The organism is Bradyrhizobium sp. USDA 4506, assembly GCF_054058795.1.
Genome location: NZ_JBSSBM010000002.1, coordinates 5,798,063 through 5,813,355, shown reverse-complemented (window position 1 = coordinate 5,813,355; position 15,293 = coordinate 5,798,063). Strand labels below are relative to the sequence as shown.

14 protein-coding genes are annotated in these 15,293 nt (G+C 65.8%); 9 read left to right on the top strand and 5 right to left on the bottom strand.

Features of this window, described 5'->3' with window-relative positions; all coding sequences use genetic code 11:
- The first annotated feature begins 121 nt into the window (after positions 1–121).
- The 3 genes from ACVIHF_RS29675 to ACVIHF_RS29665 are packed head-to-tail and all read left to right on the top strand — an operon-like array spanning position 122 to position 3,020.
- Entirely contained in the window at positions 122–1,294 is a 1,173-nt protein-coding gene (locus tag ACVIHF_RS29675) for an ABC transporter ATP-binding protein (RefSeq protein ID WP_456794134.1), read from the top strand.
- Positions 1,291–2,205, top strand: coding sequence for an ABC transporter permease (locus tag ACVIHF_RS29670; protein ID WP_456792971.1), 915 nt, complete (start codon positions 1,291–1,293; stop codon positions 2,203–2,205). The genes ACVIHF_RS29675 and ACVIHF_RS29670 overlap by 4 nt, the downstream gene beginning before the upstream one ends.
- The gene (locus tag ACVIHF_RS29665) at positions 2,205–3,020 is read left to right on the top strand and encodes an ABC transporter permease (protein WP_092085061.1); all 816 of its coding nucleotides are present in this window, start codon (positions 2,205–2,207) and stop codon (positions 3,018–3,020) included. Before ACVIHF_RS29670 ends, ACVIHF_RS29665 begins: the two co-directional genes overlap by 1 nt.
- A gap of 92 nt (positions 3,021–3,112) precedes the next feature.
- On the opposite strand, the gene ACVIHF_RS29660 is transcribed toward ACVIHF_RS29665, so the two are convergent.
- The 4 genes from ACVIHF_RS29660 to ACVIHF_RS29645 form a co-directional block, all read right to left on the bottom strand.
- Positions 3,113–3,964: a carbohydrate ABC transporter permease gene (locus tag ACVIHF_RS29660; protein WP_016843362.1), complete on the bottom strand. Its 852-nt coding sequence runs from the start codon at positions 3,962–3,964 to the stop codon at positions 3,113–3,115.
- Positions 3,961–4,830 carry a carbohydrate ABC transporter permease gene (locus ACVIHF_RS29655; protein ID WP_038387345.1) on the bottom strand — a complete coding sequence of 290 codons (870 nt, stop codon included), beginning with the start codon at positions 4,828–4,830 and terminating at the stop codon, positions 3,961–3,963. The genes ACVIHF_RS29660 and ACVIHF_RS29655 overlap by 4 nt, the downstream gene beginning before the upstream one ends.
- Before the next feature lie 204 nt (positions 4,831–5,034).
- A complete protein-coding gene (locus tag ACVIHF_RS29650; RefSeq protein WP_456792970.1) occupies positions 5,035–6,420 on the bottom strand; it encodes an ABC transporter substrate-binding protein in 1,386 nt (461 codons plus the stop codon).
- A 160-nt stretch (positions 6,421–6,580) separates the two neighbouring features.
- A complete protein-coding gene (locus tag ACVIHF_RS29645; protein WP_076829623.1) occupies positions 6,581–8,548 on the bottom strand; it encodes an AsmA family protein in 1,968 nt (655 codons plus the stop codon).
- Positions 8,549–8,792: 244 nt separating this feature from the next.
- On the opposite strand from ACVIHF_RS29645, the gene ACVIHF_RS29640 reads away from it, so the two are divergent.
- The 6 genes from ACVIHF_RS29640 (at position 8,793) to ACVIHF_RS29615 (ending at position 13,829) form a co-directional block, all read left to right on the top strand.
- Positions 8,793–9,500 carry a CoA transferase subunit A gene (locus ACVIHF_RS29640; RefSeq protein ID WP_253606839.1) on the top strand — a complete coding sequence of 236 codons (708 nt, stop codon included), beginning with the start codon at positions 8,793–8,795 and terminating at the stop codon, positions 9,498–9,500.
- Positions 9,501–9,524: 24 nt separating this feature from the next.
- A complete protein-coding gene (locus ACVIHF_RS29635) occupies positions 9,525–10,175 on the top strand; it encodes a 3-oxoacid CoA-transferase subunit B (RefSeq protein ID WP_018268725.1) in 651 nt (216 codons plus the stop codon).
- Position 10,176: 1 nt separating this feature from the next.
- A complete protein-coding gene (locus ACVIHF_RS29630; protein WP_456792969.1) occupies positions 10,177–10,821 on the top strand; it encodes a GNAT family N-acetyltransferase in 645 nt (214 codons plus the stop codon).
- A 372-nt stretch (positions 10,822–11,193) separates the two neighbouring features.
- On the top strand, positions 11,194–12,201 hold the full coding sequence (locus ACVIHF_RS29625; RefSeq protein WP_456792968.1) for a GlxA family transcriptional regulator: 1,008 nt from the start codon (positions 11,194–11,196) through the stop codon (positions 12,199–12,201).
- A gap of 103 nt (positions 12,202–12,304) precedes the next feature.
- Positions 12,305–12,832, top strand: a complete 528-nt coding sequence (locus ACVIHF_RS29620; RefSeq protein WP_456792967.1) for a tautomerase family protein — start codon at positions 12,305–12,307, stop codon at positions 12,830–12,832.
- A gap of 13 nt (positions 12,833–12,845) precedes the next feature.
- Positions 12,846–13,829 carry a carbon-nitrogen hydrolase family protein gene (locus tag ACVIHF_RS29615; RefSeq protein WP_456792966.1) on the top strand — a complete coding sequence of 328 codons (984 nt, stop codon included), beginning with the start codon at positions 12,846–12,848 and terminating at the stop codon, positions 13,827–13,829.
- A 57-nt stretch (positions 13,830–13,886) separates the two neighbouring features.
- On the opposite strand, the gene ACVIHF_RS29610 is transcribed toward ACVIHF_RS29615, so the two are convergent.
- The gene (locus tag ACVIHF_RS29610; RefSeq protein ID WP_456792965.1) at positions 13,887–15,254 is read right to left on the bottom strand and encodes an MFS transporter; all 1,368 of its coding nucleotides are present in this window, start codon (positions 15,252–15,254) and stop codon (positions 13,887–13,889) included.
- Positions 15,255–15,293 lie beyond the last annotated feature (39 nt).

Here is a 15,293-nt window from a genome sequence, read left to right as displayed (position 1 = left end):
TGCGAAGTCTAGCAGAGGCGTGGACGCCGACAATATTGCGGGAGATGTCCGTGAGGCGGTTGAGCCGGTGGCGATCCGCCGCTAGCTTGCCGCCAGAATCGGACCTTACGGGGAATCGGGGCTGACGGACGTGACATCGGGCGAAGCGAGTGCGGATGCGGCAAGGCCGTTGCCTGAACCGGCCGTCCCGGACATGCCGCTGCTGCGGATCGAGGGTGTCGCCAAGTCGTTCGGCAATTTCCGCGCGGTCGACAAGCTCTCGCTCGATATCCGCGCCGGCGAGTTCTTCGCGCTGCTCGGCCCGAGCGGCTGCGGCAAGACCACGCTGCTGCGCATGCTCGCCGGCTTCGAGACGCCGGAGGAGGGCCGCATCCTGCTTGGCGGCAGCGACATTGCCCAGGTGCTGCCGCATGAGCGGCCCGTCAACATGATGTTCCAGAACTACGCGCTGTTCCCGCATCTGTCGGTGCGCGACAACATCGCCTTCGGTCTGAGGCGTGCCGGCATGGCGCGCGGCGATATCGCGGCCCGCGTCGCCGAGATGGTGGCGCTCGTCAAGCTTGAGGGGATGGAGAAGCGCAAGCCCGACCAGCTCTCCGGCGGACAGCGGCAGCGCGTCGCGCTGGCGCGCTCGCTGGCGCGGCGCCCGCAGGTGCTGCTGCTCGACGAGCCGCTCGCCGCGCTCGACAAGAAGCTGCGCGAGAGCACGCAGGCCGAATTGATGGAGCTGCAGCGCCGGCTCGGCATGACCTTCATCATCGTCACCCACGACCAGGAGGAGGCGATGACGATGGCCGGCCGCATCGGGGTGATGGATGCCGGCCGTCTGGTTCAGGTCGCAACCCCGCGCAATCTCTACGAGGCGCCGGCCTCGCGCTGGATCGCCGAGTTCGTCGGCGACATCAACCTGTTCAACGGCGAGGTCACGTCCCGCGAGAACGGGCGCCTGACGGTCGCGACGGCTGATGCGGGCAGGCTGGCGGTCAGCGAGCTGTGGCCGCCGGTGACCAGGCAGGTCGTCGCCGTCGCGATCCGCCCCGAGAAGGTGAAGCTGTCGCGCCGCGCGCCGGCAACGGACGGCGGCGCGTCGCAGGCGATCAACTGGCTGGAGGGCGTCGTCACCGACGTCAACTATCTCGGCGGCGTGACCAGCTATCGGGTGAAGCTGGAGACGGGCGCGGTGGTGCGCGCGTCGATGGCCAATACCGCGCGGCTCGACGTCGATGCCTATCTCGCCGGCCAGCGCGTGGTGGCATGGTTCACCGCCGACGATTGCCTGGTGCTCGAGCAATGAGCGCGCGCCGCATCTTCGCCCGGCCGGCGCGGCTCGCCGCGATCGCGCCCTATCTGTGGATGGTGCTGTTCTTCCTGGTGCCGTTCGGCTTCGTGCTGAAGATCAGCCTGTCGCAGACCGCGATCGCGCAGCCGCCCTATACGCCGGTGTTCGATTTCACCGAGGGCCGCGCCGCGCTGGCCGCGGCGTTCGCGCAATTGTCGTTCGACAATTTCCGCCTGCTGATGTCGGACAATCTCTACATCCTATCCTATCTGCGCAGCCTCGTCGTCGCGGTGACCGCGACGCTGATCCTGCTCCTGATCGGCTATCCCATAGCCTACGGCATGGCGCGATTGCCGCAGCGTTGGCAGGGCGTGGCGATGATGCTGGTCATCGTGCCGTTCTGGACCTCGTTCCTGATCCGCATCTATGCCTGGATCAATATCCTGCAGCATGACGGCCTGCTCAACCAGGTTCTGCTGGCGCTGCACATCGTGTCCGCGCCGGTGGTCTGGCTGTCGACCGACAGCGCGATGTATCTCGGCATCGTCTATTCCTACCTGCCGTTCATGATCCTGCCGCTCTATGCGACGCTCTCCAGGATGGACGCGTCGCTGCTGGAGGCCGCGGGCGATCTCGGCGCCTCGCCGTTGCAGGCGTTCTGGCTGGTGACGTTCCCGCTGTCGCTGCCCGGCGTCGGCGCCGGCGCGCTGCTCTGCTTCATTCCTGTTGTCGGCGAGTTCGTGATCCCCGACCTGCTCGCGGGTTCCAACTCGCTGATGATCGGACAGACGCTGTGGCTCGAGTTCTTCACCAACAAGGACTGGCCGGTCGCATCGGCCGCCGCGGTCGCCTTGTTGCTCCTGCTGGTGCCGCCGCTCGTGCTCTACGATCGCCTGCAGCGGCGTCAGCTCGAGGCGGGCCGCTGATGGCGCGCACCGTCACCAGGCTCACCCGCTTCAACATGACGTCGCTGGCGCTCGGGCTGGCGTTCCTCTATCTGCCGATCGTCATCCTCGTGATCTACTCGTTCAACGCCTCGCGGCTGGTGACGGTGTGGGGCGGATGGTCGTTGCGCTGGTACCGCGAGTTCTTTGGCGACCGCGCCATGCTGGAGGCGGCGTGGATGAGCCTGTCGGTCGCCGCGGTGTCGGCGACGCTGGCGACACTGCTGGGCACGCTGGCGGCGGTCGGGCTGGCGCGCGGCGAGCGGTTCCGGGGGCGGGCGCTGTTCTCCGGCATGCTGTATTCGCCGCTGGTCATGCCGGAGGTGATCTCCGGCCTGTCGCTGCTGCTCCTGTTCGTGGCGCTCAATGCCGAGCGCGGGTTCTGGACGGTGACGATCGCCCACACCACGCTGACGATGTGCTTCGTCACCGTCGTGGTGCAGTCGCGCCTCGCCACGCTCGACCGCAGTCTGGAGGAGGCCGCGATGGACCTCGGCTGCGATCCGGTGCGAGCGTTCCTCCTGGTGACGCTGCCGCTGATCGTGCCGGCGATCGTCGCCGGCTGGATGCTGGCCTTTACGCTGTCGCTCGACGACGTCGTGATCGCGAGCTTCACCACCGGCCCGGGCTCGGCGACGCTGCCGATCCGGATCTATTCCGAGGTCCGGCTCGGCGTGAAACCCGAGATCAACGCGATCTGCACGCTGGTGATCGCGCTGATCGCCGTGATCATCGTGATCGCCTCGTTCGCCTCGAAACTGTCGAGCGCGCGCGGCGAGAGCGCCGCGCCGCTGTAGTTTCCGTCATTCCGGGGCGATGTGAAACATCGAACCCGGAATCTCGAGATTCCGGGTCTGGTGCTAGCGCACCATCCCGGAATGACAGCGCGTCACGACTTGACGGCGCCGGCGGTCAATCCGCCCACCATGTAGCGCTTGAAGGCGTAATAGACCGCGGCCGGCGGCAGCGCGTAGATGAAGCCGGTGGTCATCAGGAGCTCCCACGGCGAGTCGTCCGCGGCGAGGAAGTTGCCGAGCGCGACCGGCAGCGTGATGTCGGTGTCCTTCGACAGCAGCAGGAAGGCGTAGAGATATTCGTTCCACGCGAGCAGGATCGCGTAGGTGCCGACCGCGACCAGCGACGGCATCATCAAGGGCACGTAGACCAGGCGGAACAGCTGCAGCGTGGTGGCGCCGTCCATCGTCGCGGCCTCGTCGAGCTCGACCGGCAGCTTGTCGGAGGCCTGCTTCAAGACCCAGATCGCGTAGGGCGCGGCGATCGTCACCATCGCGAGGATCAGCGACCAGTGATTGTTGAGCAGGCCGTAATTGCCCATGGTGCGGTACATCGGCACGGCGAGGAACGCGGCCGGAATGAAGTAGGTGAACAGCGCCATGTTCATGACGGCGCGGCCGCCCGGCACGCGCAGCCGCGAGATCGAGAACGCGGCGGCGGTGGCGACGAACAGCGTCAGCGCGCCGACCGCGAGCGCGATCACGGTCGAATTCCAGAACTGGATCCAGAAGTCGCGCAGGAAGTAGTGCTGCTGATTGAACACGATCTCGAAATTGTGCAGCGTCGGATGCGTCGGCCACAGCTTGCCGGAGAACGCGTCCTCCTTGGGCGAGATCGCGAACACGAACATGTGGTAGATCGGGATCATGGTCCAGATGAAGACCGGGATGCCGATCAGGAGCAGCTTGGCTTCGGTGCCGACTTCGCGGAGGGTGGGCAGCTTCATCGCGACAACCGTTTCATCATGTAATAGACCAGCGGCAGCACGAACGGCATCGCGCAGACGATCGAGGCCATCGCCAGCGAGAGCTGGTCGAGGCGCAGATAGCGGATGCCGAGGGTCGACAGCACGTGGGTGAGGTCGGCGGGCCCGCCGCCGGTGAGCAAATAGACGCTGTTGAAGTCGCCGAGCGTCCAGATCATCGAGAGCAGCGTGCACGTGACGTAGAGCGTCTGCATCGACGGCCAGGTGATGTAGCGGAATTTCTGCCACCAATTGGCGCCGTCGACGTCGGAGGCCTCGTACAGATCGTGCGAGATGGCGAGCCGTCCGGTCAGCAGGATCAGCGTCCAGAACGGCAACGACTTCCAGATGTGCACGCCGATCGCCATCGCCAATGCGACCGACGGATCGTTCAGCCAGTTCGGGCCGTCGTCGCCGGTGAACTTGAAGATCAGCTGGTTGACCACGCCCCATTCCGGATTGAGCATGAAGCGCACCGACAGGATGGTCGGGATCGAGGGTACCGCCCAGGGCAGGATGAAGATGACAGACAGCCACCTGATCCAGGGCCGCTGCTGGGCGAAGAAGCCGGACAGGAACAATGCGATCAGCATCTTGATGTTGATGCCGATGACCAGGAAGATCAGCGTGTTGATCGCCGCGCGCGCGAAGATCGGGTCGTGATAGAGCGCGACATAGCTCGCAGGATGGCGCGCCAGCCACAGGCCGTAGCCGACCGGATAGACCACGAAGGCGAGGAAGACGAGCAGATAGGGCGCGAGCAGCACGATGCCCCAGACCTGCGGCGGCGACAGCCGCGCCGACAACGGCGGCGAGGGGACATCGGATGCGGAGAGTGTGATCGCCATTCGGTTACTCTAAGATGTCGCTTACGTCGTCGATGTCGCCTACGTCGTCGTCCCGGCGAAGGCCGGGACCCATAACCACAGGGCCCGGCCGTTGCCAGAAAGCCGTCGACCAGCCTGCTCCCAAATTACTGCCTCGGCGTATGGGTCCCGGCTTTCGCCGGGACGACGCGGAGCAAGTGTCGGCAGTGCCGGTCATCGTTGATGTTACCCCGCGACCTGCTTGATGCGGGCGATCAGTTCGTCGACGGCCTTGTCCACCGGCACCTTTTCGCTGACGACGCGGTTCATGGCCTTGGCCCAGACGTTCTCGTTGTTGAGGATGGTGAACTTCCAGTTCTTGGTAAAGTCGAACGGCGCAGTGCCGCCGGTGAACTGGGTCCAGACCGCTTTGCGATGCCGGTCGGCCTGCCAGAACGGGCTCGCCTGGCTGGCCTTGGTCACCGGGAACCAGCGGCCGAGCGCACCCTCGATATAGGGCCGCACGTTGTCTTCTTCGAGCAGGAAACTGATGAACTGCTTGGCCTCGGCCTTGTTCTTGGCATTGGCGAAGATCAGCCCGGTCTTGACGTCGGAGCGGTAGCGGATGGTCGATCCGTCCGGCGCCTTCGGGAAGGACGCCGTGATGATGTCCTGTTCATAGGCCTGCTTGCCGGCGGCGCGCTGCGCATCGGTCAGCGCCGGGTTGGTGGAATCCTCGAACCACTTCGCCGCGATCGAGATCGTGAAATTGTGGGTCATCACGATCGTCTTGTTGTGGAAGGCGACGTTGTTGTCCGGGTCCTTCCAGGTCGTCGAGGAGGGCGGCGTGCAGCCCTTGATGTAGGTGTCGGTGTAATCCTTCAGCGCGTGGATCAGGCCGTCGCGCACCTTGGGATCGTCGACCAGGAGCTTGCCGTCGTCGTCGACCAGCTTGATGTGGTAGGCGTCCATGAAGGTGTAGAACGACTGGAAGGAGTCGGTGGATTCCACGCCCATCGGCTGGCCGACTGCATAGATGCGCTGGCCGGTGGCCTTGCGGATCGCGGGCTGCACCTTGTCGCACCAGAACGTCCAGTAACCGTTCCAGTCGTTCGGGATGTCGCTCTGCTTGAAGCCGGCCTTCTCCAGCATGTCCTTCCAGATCTGGACGTGCATGCTCTGCTGCTTCAGCGGGAAGCCGTAATAGGACCGCTTCTTGGCGACATCGTCATAGAGCTTCGACGCTTCCAGCGTGTTCGGCGCAAACCGATCCTGGATCGGTGTCATGACGTCCGAGAGGTCCTCGAGCTTGCCCTCGTAGGCCCACTTGCCCTGGGCCTGCACGTCGTAGGTGTCGGAATAGGCGACGTCGGGCACGGTGCCGGAATCGAGCGCGGCGACCGTCTTCGGAATCATGTCCTGGATCGCGTATTGCGACAGTTCGACCTTGATGCCGGTCTTGGCTTCGAATTTCTTGATCGTCTCGAGCAGCGCGTCGTCTTCGGATTTGTAAAATCCCTTGCCCCACCAGACGGTGATCGTCTTGCCCTGGGCGAGAGCGGGTGCAGTTGCGGCGAACAGGCCGACCGCGGCGACCGCAATTGATAGCGCACCGATAACCTTGGATCTCACGTTGTTCTCCCTCATGAGGCCGGCTTTTTAACCGGTTGGAGAAAACACTAGCGCATGCCCGTGACCCGATAAAGATGTCGCGCCGCCGACTTGTGTAGGGGTTTGCGGCGAGCGCGTGGATCGGTCCCGGTGCATCGATGCGCAAAGTGAATGGATTCGATCAGTTCGACTTCGCATTCTCGGCCGACGCCGCCGGTGCGCCGCCGGGCGCGCCTGCCGCAGCATCGGGCGCCGCCGCGGGCCGTGCGGCTCCTCCGCCGGTGAAGCGCTCGATCACCGAGCGCACCGCGTCGCGGGTCTTGCGATCCTTCACCGCATCGAGCAGCGGGGCGGAGGCCGGCGAGCGGCGGATCAGGCTTTCCGGATCGGGGAAGATCAGCGGATCGTCCCACGGCCCCTGGATCACGAAGGGCAGATCGAAACCGTTGCCGCCGGCCGATGCCGAGGTCAGGCTGGCGACGCCCTTGAGATCGTATTCGCGCGACGGCACCGAGGCCGTGCCGGTCAGCGTGATCTTCGCCGTGGGGCTTTCGACATGAATGTCGTCAGCGGTCGCGACGCCGTCGGCGAATTTCACCGAGATGCTGAGATTGTCGTAGGGCGTCGAGCCGGAGCGGAAATTGCCGCCGCCGGACAGCGGCCGCTTCTCCAGCCGCTTCAACAGCTGCTCGACATTGAAGCCCGCGATCGCGCCGTCATGTCCATTCAGCGTCGCGGTGCCGTCGAGCGACGACGCGAGCCCGAACGGGCTCGAGCCCGAGGCGGTCAGCGAGACGTTCAGGTTGCCGCGGCCGGACAGCTTGTTGATGCCGAACAATTCGCTGGCGCAGGCCTGCAGATCGACATCGGTGAACTGGAATTGCGCCCGGACATCGGCGACCGCATCCGAGCGCGCGATCGCGAACGAGCCCTTGGCGATGCCGCCATACATCTGCGCCTCGCCGACGCTGAGCGCCAGCGCGCCGCCGCGCAGATTGGCGCCGAACGCGGTGCGGCCGAGCTTGGACGGGCCGACCGTGACCTTGGCCGCCGACAGGCGCATGTCGAGATCGGTCGACGACAGCGAGGAAAGGTCGAACAGCTGCCTGTTCCAGTCGCGCTGGCCGCTGGCCAGCAGGCGGAACGTCGAGATGTAAGGCGTGAAATCGAGGTTGCCGGCGGCAAGCGTCGCCTGCAGCGTCTGCCGGCCGTTATTGGCGTAGGTCATCACGCCCTCGGCGACGTTGCCGTCGAGCTCGACATTGACATTGGTGAGCGCGACCGAGCCGCCGACCACATTGGCGCGGGCCTTCAGCGCGAAGCGGCCGAAGCCGCCACCGCCGCCGGGCGGGGCCTGGCCCATCCAGCGCAACGCGTTGCGCAGCGACGGTGAGTCCATGGTGGCGACGCCTTCCATCATCAGGCTGGTGCGGTTGGCGACGGTTCCGTCGAAAGCAACTTTCAGCGGCGCGCTGGCGAGCCGTGCCTTCAGGCCGGAGCGGTCGCCCGACAGCAACGCGACGAAGTCGCTGGCGCTGATCGAGCCGTCGACGCGTTCGCCGCGCCAGTCGAACTGGCCGGTTGCGGCAAAGGAACGCGAGATCGAGGGCCAGGCCAGCGACAGGTCGATATCGCCGAGCTGCTCGGAGATGTTGTTGGTGCCGTCCTGGTAGTTCAGCTCGCCGTCCTGGATCCGGATTTCGGAGAACGACACCTGGTTCTCGGCGCCGGGCGTCATCGCCTTGGCGATGGTCTCGACGAACGGCGTCCAGTTGCTCTCGCCGGCGCCGTCGCGGACCACATGGATATGGGGACGGAGCATCATGACGTCGGCAATCTCGAACCGCCGCAGCAACAGCGGCAGCAGGCGCAGATTGGCGGTCAGCACGTCGACCTGCAGGGCGGGACCGATGGTATCGGCGCCCTTCAGCCCGACATTATGAAAGGAGACGTAGCTGCCCGGAAAAACCGAGACGTCGATCGGGCCGTTGACGACGAGTTCGAGCCCGGTCACGGCGCGGATCTGCGCCTCCACCGCGCGCTGCAGCGCGTCCCGGTTGAGGAACCACGACGTTCCGACCAGCCCGACCAGCGCCAGGCCGAAAAGCGCCGCGATCGGCATCCCCAGGCGCTTAATTCCTTGGGCCATCGTCAATGACATATCCGGGTCGGGTTGAATTTTGTCGGGTCGTCGTCGAACACAGCGGGCTCTCGCCGGAGGCCCCTGCCAACCCACGCAACTTGAAGGGTTTTCTTGTCGCTTTCAAGGCCATGTTGCTGCCGCGGGCCGCCGCCCGTCGCCGCACCGGGCCGTGATTGACGCATTGCGAAGATTTCGCCTAATAATCCGGTTTGCCACAGCCGTTCCGCGCCCTCCATCAGGTATTCGCTGCATGAACAAAGTTTATCCCGACGCCAAATCGGCACTCGATGGTCTCCTCAAGGACGGCATGATGATCATGTCGGGCGGCTTCGGCCTCTGCGGCATCGCCGAGACCCTGTCCGACGCGATCCGCGAGTCCGGCGTCAAGGGCCTCACCGTCGTCTCCAACAATGCCGGCGTCGACGGCATCGGCCTCAGCCGGCTGCTGGAGACCCGCCAGATCAAGAAGATGATCTCGTCCTATGTCGGCGAGAACAAGCTGTTCGCTCAGCAGTATCTCGCCGGCGAGCTCGAGCTCGAGTTCAACCCGCAGGGCACGCTGGCCGAGCGCATCCGCGCCGGCGGCGCCGGAATCCCGGCCTTCTACACCAAGACCGGCGTCGGCACGCTGATCGCCGAGGGCAAGGAAGTGAAGGAATTCGACGGCGAGAAGTACATCATGGAGCGCGGCCTGTTCGCCGACGTCGCCATCGTCCATGCCTGGAAGGGCGATACCGCCGGCAACCTGGTCTACCGCAAGACCGCGCGCAACTTTAACCCGATGATGGCCACCGCGGCGAAGGTCACCGTCGCCGAGGTCGAGCACCTGGTGCCGGCCGGCGAGATCGATCCGGACCACATCCACACCCCCGGCATCTTCGTCAAGCGCATCATCGAGGTCGGGACCGGCACGAAGCGGATCGAGTTCCGCAACACCCGACCGCGCCCCGCTGCCTAAAACCCATTTCTTCAGGAGAGCCTCATGGCCTGGACCCGTGAACAGATGGCCGCCCGCGCCGCCAAGGAGTTGCGCGACGGCTATTACGTCAATCTCGGCATCGGCATTCCGACGCTGGTTTCGAACTACATTCCCGACGGTATCGACGTCAGCCTGCAGAGCGAGAACGGCATGCTCGGCATGGGCCCGTTCCCCTATGAGGACGAGGTGGACGCCGACCTCATCAATGCCGGGAAGCAGACGGTGAGCGAGCTGCCCTCGACCAGCTATTTCTCGTCGGCCGATTCCTTCGGCATGGTGCGCGGCGGCCATATCGATCTGTCGATCCTCGGCGCCATGCAGGTGGCGCAGAACGGCGACCTCGCCAACTGGATGATCCCCGGCAAGATGGTGAAGGGCATGGGCGGCGCCATGGACCTCGTCGCCGGCGTCAAGCGCGTCGTGGTCGTGATGGAGCATTCCGCCAAGGACGGCCCGAAGCTGCTCAAGCAGTGCAACCTGCCGCTGACCGGCGAGCGCGTGGTCGACATGGTCGTCACGGATTTGGCGGTGTTCACCATCGACAAGCACGGCAAGGACGGCATGGCGCTGATCGAGCTCGCTGACGGCGTCACGCTCGACGAGGTCAAGGCCAAGACCGAGGCCGAATTCCGCGTCGCGCTGAAGAACACCTGAGATGATCGGCGCGGGACGATCCTCGATCCGTCCCGCACGATCCGACGACGCCGGCTTCATCGCCCGCACTGTCCTGGCCGCGCAGCGCGGCCAGTTGCCGCGCGGCTGGTTCGACATCGCGCTCGACCGGGGCGAGGCGGAATGCCTGGCGTTCATGACACGGCTCGCCGTGGCGCGGGTGCGGTCATGGTATCACGTCGCCCATTTCCTGATTGCTGAAGTCGATGGCGTGCCGGCCGCCGCGCTGTGCGCGATGCCGGCATCCGGAACCGTCGTCGCGGCACGTGCGGCGATCGACGAAGTCGCAGCAGAGACCGGCACCGATGCCGATGCCATCGTCGCGCGCGGCGGCTATGCCCGCAACTGCTGGGTGCAAGGCGGCGAGGGCGACTGGCTGATCGAGCATGTCGCCCGACAAGCGTCCCATCGCAGCGGCGGCCTGGTGCAGGACTTGATCCGCCGCGCACTCGCCGACGGCAAGGCGGCCGGTTACACGCAGGCATCGATCTCGTTCCTGATCGGCAACGACGCGGCCGAACGCTGCTACGCCAGGGCCGGCTTCGCCTTCGCCGAAGAGAAGTGCGACGCCGCCTTCGAGGCGATGACCGGCGCGCCTGGCTTTCGCAGATTTGCGCGGGCGATGTGAGTGGGGCGCACGACGACCGGCCCGCATATACATCTGTCGTCCCGGCCTAGTGCGCAATTGCGCACGGGGGCCGGGACCCATACGCCGCGGCGGATGTTGCAGGCGGGACTCGTCGTTGCAATCGCGCATGACAATTCGCATCGGTGGTTATGGGTCCCGGCCTTCGCCGGGACGACGGTGAGTGTGCGGCACGGTCCGTAAGTCAACGCCCGCATTCTCGCGACATGGTTTGTCCGAGTTGACAGGTTTTTGCTGAGTTGCGCGTCGGGCAGTAGCACGGCGCTTCACATTCGGCGCCCGCCGTCGCCGGCTTGTCCGGTCGTCCATGCAATGGCAGAATTGCACCATGTTGTGCAAAATCGGACACGGGCCATGCCACTCATCCGGATCTGGGTCTATGACGGCATCCTCGCTTCGGGCGTGGCGGGGATTGTCGACGTGTTCACCGCCGCCAACTCGGTGACGGCACGGCGGCCGCGACGTCGCAACGGCATGCCGTCACAGCTGCGGTGGCGCGTCGAATCATTGAATGGCCGGCCGGTCCAGACGGCATCAGGCCAGGTCATCGGCGTCGATGGGCCGATCGGCGCGCGGTCTTCGGCAGACGCGGTGGTGATCCCGGGACCCTTCGTCGGCGATATCGAACGCTTCTTCGCCCGGCTCGATACCGTCGAGCCGCTGCTCGCGGCGCTGCGCCGGCAGCATGAGCGCGGTACCCTGCTCGCGTCCTATTGCACCGGCAGCTTCATCCTCGCCGAGGCCGGCCTGCTCGACGGCAGGGTTGCGACCACCCATTGGGCGAAGGGACGGACATTCGCGATGCGCTACCCGGCGGTGGATCTGCGCGTCGCCGAGATCCTCACCGAGCAGAACCGGATTGTCTGCTCGGGCGCGGTGACCACCTCGCTCAATCTCGCGCTTCGGCTGGTCGAGAAGTTCGCCGGTGCCGATGTCGCCGCCGAGACCGGCAAGCTGATGCTGATCGACAGCAATCGCATCTCGCAGGCACCCTATGCCAGCCGCGCGCGCGACACGCAGCACTCCGACGCGCTGGTGGCGCGGGCGCAGAGCATGATGGAGAAGTCGCTACAGCGAGGCTTCAGCCTTGCCAGGCTGGCCCGGGACCTTTCGGTCAGCGAGCGGACCCTGAACCGCCGCTTCAAGCTGGCGGTCGGCGAGGCGCCCCTGCAATATCTCCAGGCGCTGCGGGTGGATGTCGCCAAGCGCCTGATCGAAACCACGCGGCTGAAGCTCGACGCGGTCAGCGCGCGCGTCGGCTACAACGATCTGTCGACCTTCCGTCGGCTGTTCAAGCGCGAAACCGGGCTTTCGCCCCGCGAATACCAGCGCCGGTTCGTGCGCAAGGCTCCCGCCGCCTGAGAAGGCCGTGTCCGAATTTGCCCTGAAAATGGCGATACTGCCACTGCTGCCGGGAGTGCGCCGCGCATAGACCTCCTGCTGTCAACAACAGGAGGTCGCCTCAATGCCGATGATCGACGTGACAATTCCCGAAGGAGCCCTGAAGCCGGAAGCGGAAGCGCGGCTCATCAAGGAGCTCGGCGATATCCTGATCGGCCACGAGGGGTTCGATCCGGCGAACAAGGTTGCGCAAGGCGTCACCGTTGTCTTCCTGCATCGGCCGGCCGCCGTTTATGTGGCGGGCCAGCCATCGCCATCGCCACGATTTCGCATCGTCCCGACGGTCCCCGAGGGGCAGTACACCGAAGCCTCGCGCGCGGCCTTGGTGAAGGACGTCACCGACGCGGTGGTGCGCGCTGCCGGCGGTTCGTTCGAGGATGTGGCGCCGCAGGTCTGGGTGTTTCCGACCGAGATCCCCGACGGCCAGTGGGGCAGCCGTGGCGTCATTCGTCCGCTGCCGGACATCCAGGCCTTCATCGCCGGCGAGCACGAGCGCAAGGTCGGCGAGGCGCGTCTGGCGCGACGGCGGCGCGTCAAGGCGCTGGAGTTGCTTGCGGGCGCGCTCGACGCTGCCCGCAAGGGCGTCGACTGACGCGGGCACAACCATGACATCCGACACGCATTTCAGGCTCGCGGCGGTCCAGGCCGCCGCGGTGCCATTCGATCGCGACGCCTCGCTGGAGAAGGCCTGCCGCCTGATCGGCGAGGCCGGCGCCATGGGCGCGACGATTGCCGCCTTCGGCGAGACATGGCTGCCCGGCTATCCCTTCTTCTGTCACGCGCCGACCGGGCCGAACACGTTTCGCGCGATGGCCGAATATCTCGACAACGCGGTCGAGATTCCCTCGCCCGCGACCGATCGGCTCTGCGTCGCCGCCGAGGCCGCGGGACTGGATGTCGTGATCGGCGTTGCCGAACGTGATGCCGTGACCAAGGGGACGGTCTACTGCACGCTGCTGTTCATCGGCCGCGAGGGACGGCTGCTCGGCCGCCATCGCAAGCTGAAGCCCACCTTCAACGAGCGCTCGGTGTGGGCCGATGGCGACGCGGCGGGCCTGCGCGTGCATGAGCGGCCCTATGGCCGGATCAGCGGCCTCAATTGCTGGGAGCACAACACGATGCTGCCCGGCTATGCGCTGGCCGCGCAGGGAACGCAGATCCACGTCGCTGCGTGGCCGGGGCGGGAGCCCGCGGTGGCGCCACCGTCGCCGACGCCGCTCTGGCCGCGGCAGTTGTTGCTGTCGCGCGCGTTCGCCTCACAAGCCGGCTGCTACGTCATCGCGGTCGGCGGCATGCGCTCGCACGAAATCACGCCGGAACGTTACCGCGAACTCTCGACGATCGAGTACAGCGGTGACAGCGTCATCATCGATCCGCGCGGCGAGGTCATCGCCGGTCCGGCGCAGGGCGAGACCATCCTGATCGCGGACGGCTCGCGGGAGGCCGTGCTCGCCGCCAAGGCGCTGTGCGATATCGGCGGCCATTATTCGCGCCCCGACCTACTGCGGCTGATCGTGGATCGCAATCCGCAGGAGCGGGTCATCGACTGCGGCTTCGCCGGGCGTGTCACGCCTGAGATGTGGGAGTGACGCGACGGCGCGGGTAGCCCGCGCCGTCAAGCTTGTCGCGAGAAAGGTCGCTCCGCCTCACGAAGCTTCCTGCGGAATTGCGGATGGTGATTCCTCGCCCTTGAGCTCCTCGAGGCTGCGGTGCCGCGGCTCGATGCCGAGCGCCCATACGGTGATGATCTGCACGACGAGCAGTCCGATCATCAGGGCCATCACGCCGGCGACGCCGCGCGCTTCGAACAGCATCACGACCAGGAATGGTGTCACGATGGTGGCACCTCGACCGAGTGTGTTGACGATGCCGGATGCCCGCAGCCGCACCTCGGTCGGGAACAGTTCGGGAATATAGATGCCGAACAACAGCGCGACCAAGACATAGATCGGCACGGTCAGCGCGAAGCCGACGGCCGGCAGCAGGAACGGATCCGAGATCATCGGATAGATGACGCCGAGGATGATCGAGATCAGCGATGCGCCGATGATCGTGGGCTTGCGGCCCCAGCGGTCGGCGGTCAGGGCGCCGATCGCCGAGCCGATCGGCGCGCCAAGCGCCATCAGCAGCGAGTAGCCGAACGAGGTCGCGACGGACAGGCCCTGCTTGATGAAGAACACCGGCAGCCAGGTCACGAAACCGTAGAGCAGCGTATTGATGGTAATCAGGCATACCGCGCCGACGATCATGCGGGACAGCAGCGGCGCAGCGAACAGCGTGGCGAGATCGGGCGACACCGGTGCCGGCGTTGCAGCCGCGGGCGCCGGCAAGGGCTGACCCCGGGAAGCTTCCTTCTCGATCGCCTGCATCAGCGCCTCGGCCTCGGCGGTGCGTCCCACCGCCTCCAGCCAGCGCGGCGACTCCGGCAGCGACTTGCGCAGGTACCAGACGATCAAGGCGCCGACGCCGCCCAGCACAAACATCGCGCGCCAGCCGAATTGCGGGACGACGACTGATGCGACCAGCAGTGCGATGGGCAGGCCGGTCACGACGCAGACGGCGGTGAAGCCGAGCCACTTGCCGCGGCTCCGGGCCGGCACGAACTCGGTCATCGTGGAGTAGCCGACAACATTTTCGGCGCCGAGACCGACGCCCATCACGAAACGGCAGGCAATCAGAAAGGCCATGTTTGGCGCAAACGCCGCCGCCAGGGACGCGATGCCGAACAGCAGCAGATTGAACTGGTAGGTGAAACGCCGACCGTAACGGTCGCCGAGGAAGCCGGTGCCGAAAGATCCGAGCATCATGCCGACGAAGGTTGCGGAGATGAACGCGGCGTTTTGGGCGAGCGTCGAGAATCCGGTTTTCAGCGTCACGCCGAGCACGGTGCCGGCGATATAGATGTCGAAGCCGTCGAAGAACATTCCGATCCCGATCAGGATCATGATCCGGCGATGGAATGGTCCGATCGGTAGCCGATCGAGGCGGCTCCCGGCATTGACCGATGTCGACATATGCGCTCTCCCCTTGACTGTTTCCTCGGTGATGCGGCC

Excerpts from the sequence above, each read along its gene's own strand:
- ACVIHF_RS29630 (WP_456792969.1), top strand. The coding sequence starts at position 10,177 with ATGATCGGCGCGGGACGATCCTCGATCCGTCCCGCACGATCCGACGAC.
- ACVIHF_RS29645 (WP_076829623.1), bottom strand. The coding sequence starts at position 8,548 with ATGGCCCAAGGAATTAAGCGCCTGGGGATGCCGATCGCGGCGCTTTTC.
- ACVIHF_RS29610 (WP_456792965.1), bottom strand. The coding sequence starts at position 15,254 with ATGTCGACATCGGTCAATGCCGGGAGCCGCCTCGATCGGCTACCGATC.
- ACVIHF_RS29660 (WP_016843362.1), bottom strand. The coding sequence starts at position 3,964 with ATGAAGCTGCCCACCCTCCGCGAAGTCGGCACCGAAGCCAAGCTGCTC.
- ACVIHF_RS29635 (WP_018268725.1), top strand. The coding sequence starts at position 9,525 with ATGGCCTGGACCCGTGAACAGATGGCCGCCCGCGCCGCCAAGGAGTTG.
- ACVIHF_RS29670 (WP_456792971.1), top strand. The coding sequence starts at position 1,291 with ATGAGCGCGCGCCGCATCTTCGCCCGGCCGGCGCGGCTCGCCGCGATC.
- ACVIHF_RS29625 (WP_456792968.1), top strand. The coding sequence starts at position 11,194 with ATGCCACTCATCCGGATCTGGGTCTATGACGGCATCCTCGCTTCGGGC.
- ACVIHF_RS29665 (WP_092085061.1), top strand. The coding sequence starts at position 2,205 with ATGGCGCGCACCGTCACCAGGCTCACCCGCTTCAACATGACGTCGCTG.
- ACVIHF_RS29640 (WP_253606839.1), top strand. The coding sequence starts at position 8,793 with ATGAACAAAGTTTATCCCGACGCCAAATCGGCACTCGATGGTCTCCTC.
- ACVIHF_RS29620 (WP_456792967.1), top strand. The coding sequence starts at position 12,305 with ATGCCGATGATCGACGTGACAATTCCCGAAGGAGCCCTGAAGCCGGAA.
- ACVIHF_RS29615 (WP_456792966.1), top strand. The coding sequence starts at position 12,846 with ATGACATCCGACACGCATTTCAGGCTCGCGGCGGTCCAGGCCGCCGCG.
- ACVIHF_RS29655 (WP_038387345.1), bottom strand. The coding sequence starts at position 4,830 with ATGGCGATCACACTCTCCGCATCCGATGTCCCCTCGCCGCCGTTGTCG.